Source organism: Chryseobacterium sp. VD8 (assembly GCF_037149975.1).
GTDB classification, from domain to species: Bacteria; Bacteroidota; Bacteroidia; order Flavobacteriales; family Weeksellaceae; genus Chryseobacterium; species Chryseobacterium indicum.
The window spans coordinates 1-3,380 of record NZ_JBBCQL010000332.1; the positions used below are offsets into that span (position 1 = coordinate 1).

The following is a 3,380-nucleotide window of genomic DNA, read 5'->3' on the forward strand; positions in this document are numbered from 1 at the left end:
TTAATTTTCGATTTTCGTAATCACAGCATCTCCCCAAAGTTCTTCAATATCATAAGATTCTCTTACTTCTTTCTGGAAAATGTGGACTACTACGGAAACGTAATCTACCAAAACCCACATAGAGTTTTCGGTCCCTTCTACGTGCCAAGGTCTGTCTTTAAGGTCGTTTCTTACTTTTTTCTCTACACTTCCCGCTAACGCCGAAACCTGTGTATTTGAGTTTCCGCTGCAAATGATGAACGTTTCTGCTACTGAATTTTCGATATTAGAAAGATCAAAGATCATGATATCTTCACCTTTTACATCCTGGATAGCCTCTACAATTTTATCTATTAGCGCTTGTTTTTCTACTGTTTTATTCATTAAAAAATACTATAATCTGCAAATTTATTGTTTTTCTTTTACTTTAGCCTTATTTTTAGCCTTTTAAAGTCTTAAAGTTTTCTTAAATGAGCGCACTGTTTTATGTGAAAGAATGTTCTTCTACTAATGACGAAATATCTAAGTTTTTACTTTATGAAGATTCAGATTTTATTGCACTTCACACATTCAATCAGACGAAAGGTCGCGGACAGTACGGAAATACATGGTCTTCAACGGCTGAAAAAAATCTGGCGTATACTCTTGCTGTAAAGGCTGAACACTTTACAGTCTCGGATTTTATGTTCAATTATTATACCGCAATTGTCATAAGGGATTTCCTTGCCAATTTGACTGACGGCGACGTGAAAATAAAATGGCCGAATGATATGATTCTTAAAGGTAAAAAAATCGTCGGAATCCTGATTGAAAAGAAAAAATTTAATCAAAATCAATATTTTATTGCAGGAGCCGGATTTAATATTCTTCAGGAAAAATTTGAAATTTCCAATGCAGGATCGCTTTTAACGCAGACCGGAAGAAGTTTTGACCTGAATGATTTCACTTTACAACTTCATGATTTTTTAATCGAAAAACTGAAAAATATTCCTTCGGAAGAGGAAATTCTCAAACTTTTCAATGAACACCTGTTCCGCAAAGACGAAATATCGGTGTTCGAACTCGAAAAAACACGCCAAAATGGCATCATCAAAAAGGCTGATGAAAATGGTGAACTCTGGATTGATCTTGAAAATGACGGACTACGATCTTTCTATCACAAAGAAATAAAATTACTTTACTGATTGGCTCTTTTAATGTAAAGAAAGGCAGCAAGCGGGAAAAAAATCATATTCGGAAGCCACATTGCCAAAGCGGGCGAAATACTTTTATTTTCCGAAACCACTTTTAAAGCTTCAAAGGAAAATACAAAAACAAAGGCTAAAGAAATACCCAAAGCTAAGTTAATCCCCAATCCTCCTCGTTTTTTCTGTGAAGAAAGCGACAGCGCCAAAAAGGTAAGAATAACGATGGAAAATGGCATCGAAGTTCTTTGGTGAAGCTCGTTTAAGTGCGCATTCAAGTTGCTGTTACCTTTTTCAGTTTCTCTTTTGATGAATTTTATCAGTTCCGGCGTTGTTTTATTTTGCCCTAAAAGTTCATTCGGGAAAAGTTCTTCAGGATCATGACCGTATTTTTTCTTCAGATCAAAACCGCTGGACAACTTTTCTGTATCGTCTTTATTGATGGTTTTTTCCGTGTAGGAATTCAGTACAAATTCTTTTTTGTCTTTATCACACGAAACATCAGAAGCCTTTAACTCATACGTCATTCTTCTGTCCTTATCAAACTTCTGATAGACGAATCCGGAACCTCTTTTTTCTCTTTTATTCCATGAATTGATAAAGATATACTCCGTTTTGCTTAATTGCGCAGAAACGGGAGCCGTTCCTAAAACCTTCTCTTTATTGGTTGCATTGTAGGTATAGGCTTCAAGCTGATTTTTCTGAATATTTGCCCAGGGAAGCAAAAAGTGATTGATTCCCAATGACAAAACAGCAATAAACAAGGATGTAAGCAAATAAGGTCTTGCAAACCTGTGAAAACTCGCTCCACTACTGATGACGGCAACAATCTCGGTATTGTTTGCCATTCTTGAGGTAAAATAAATCACCGAAATAAAGACGAGGATCGAAAGGAACGTCATGACCAGATTCACGATCCAGAAAGGATAAAAATGAATCAGGAAGTACGTAACATTAAGTTTCGGGTCTAATGCTGTTGCATTTTCAATTCTTGGAATTTTCTGCTGAACATCGATTACCAAAACAACAATAGACAGCAATATCAGCATGAAACTGAATGTTCCAAGGTATTTTCTAACGATATATCGGTCTATTATCTTAAGCATTTTACTGCGTTTTATTTTTAATTATAATCTCTGACGAAGAATTGGAACCACCGAATTTTTCCACTGATAGAAATCTCCTGCCATAATATGTTCTCTTGCCACTTTTACCAGATCCAGATAAAAGGCTAAATTATGAATGGAAGCAATCTGTTTTGCAAGATATTCTTTAGAAACAAACAAATGTCTTACGTACGCTTTAGAATATTCTCTGTCTACGAAACTTGTTCCAAATTCGTCCAGAGGCGAAAAATCTTTCTTCCACTTTTCATTTTTCATATTCATTACCCCTTTCCAAGTGAAAAGCATTGCGTTTCTGGCATTTCTTGTCGGCATTACACAATCCATCATATCGATTCCCAAACCGATGGATTCCAGGATATTCCACGGAGTTCCCACTCCCATTAAATATCTCGGTTTTTCTTTTGGCAGAATATCGGTAACCTCATCTGTAATTCTGTACATTTCTTCTTCAGGCTCGCCTACGGAAAGACCGCCGATTGCATTACCTTCCGCTCCGGCTTCCGCAATGACTTCTGCGGAAATTTTTCTTAAATCGGAAAAAGTAGATCCCTGAACAATAGGGAAAAGTCTTTGCTTGTGACCGTACAATTCAGGATTGTTTTCCGTCCATTCAATACATCTTTTTAACCAACGGTGTGTAAGTTCCATGGATGTTTTTGCCTGATTGTATTCGCATGGATACGCCACACATTCATCAAAAGCCATAAAAATATCGGCCCCGATCTGTCTTTGGATCTCCATCGATTTTTCAGGAGAGAACATATGGTAACTTCCGTCGATGTGAGATTTGAATCGGGCTCCTTCTTCAGACATTTTTCTGCTGCTCGCCAGCGAAAACACCTGAAAACCTCCCGAATCCGTAAGAATCGGCAGATCCCAGTTCATGAATTTATGCAAACCTCCTGCTTCCTGCATGACTTCCATTCCCGGACGAAGGTATAAATGATAAGTATTTCCCAGAATGATCTGAGCTTTGATATCTTCTTTTAATTCTCTCTGATGAACTGTTTTTACACTTGCAACGGTTCCTACAGGCATAAAAATAGGCGTCTGAATCTTACCGTGATCCGTGGTAAGTTCTCCCGCTCTC

General features: G+C 37.3%; 4 protein-coding genes. 1 reads left to right on the top strand and 3 read right to left on the bottom strand.

Annotated features, from left to right (window positions below):
• Positions 1 to 363: a ribosome silencing factor gene (gene rsfS / locus WFK35_RS21570; protein ID WP_336734598.1), complete on the bottom strand. Its 363-nt coding sequence runs from the start codon at positions 361 to 363 to the stop codon at positions 1 to 3.
• Between the two features lie 86 nt (positions 364 to 449).
• Here rsfS and WFK35_RS21575 point away from each other — a divergent pair, with 86 nt between their 5' ends.
• A complete protein-coding gene (locus WFK35_RS21575; RefSeq protein ID WP_336734599.1) occupies positions 450 to 1,163 on the top strand; it encodes a biotin--[acetyl-CoA-carboxylase] ligase in 714 nt (237 codons plus the stop codon).
• On the opposite strand, the gene WFK35_RS21580 is transcribed toward WFK35_RS21575, so the two are convergent.
• Entirely contained in the window at positions 1,157 to 2,269 is a 1,113-nt protein-coding gene (locus WFK35_RS21580; RefSeq protein ID WP_336734600.1) for an LptF/LptG family permease, read from the bottom strand. The two genes, WFK35_RS21575 and WFK35_RS21580, sit on opposite strands and share 7 nt — an antisense overlap.
• 21 nt (positions 2,270 to 2,290) lie before the next feature.
• Positions 2,291 to 3,380, bottom strand: a 1,090-nt coding sequence (tgt, locus tag WFK35_RS21585; protein ID WP_336734601.1) for a tRNA guanosine(34) transglycosylase Tgt, incomplete at its 5' end; no start/stop codon positions are given.

Coding starts and splice junctions, on each gene's coding strand:
- rsfS (WP_336734598.1), bottom strand. CDS start 363: ATGAATAAAACAGTAGAAAAACAAGCGCTAATAGATAAAATTGTAGAG.
- WFK35_RS21580 (WP_336734600.1), bottom strand. CDS start 2,269: ATGCTTAAGATAATAGACCGATATATCGTTAGAAAATACCTTGGAACA.
- WFK35_RS21575 (WP_336734599.1), top strand. CDS start 450: ATGAGCGCACTGTTTTATGTGAAAGAATGTTCTTCTACTAATGACGAA.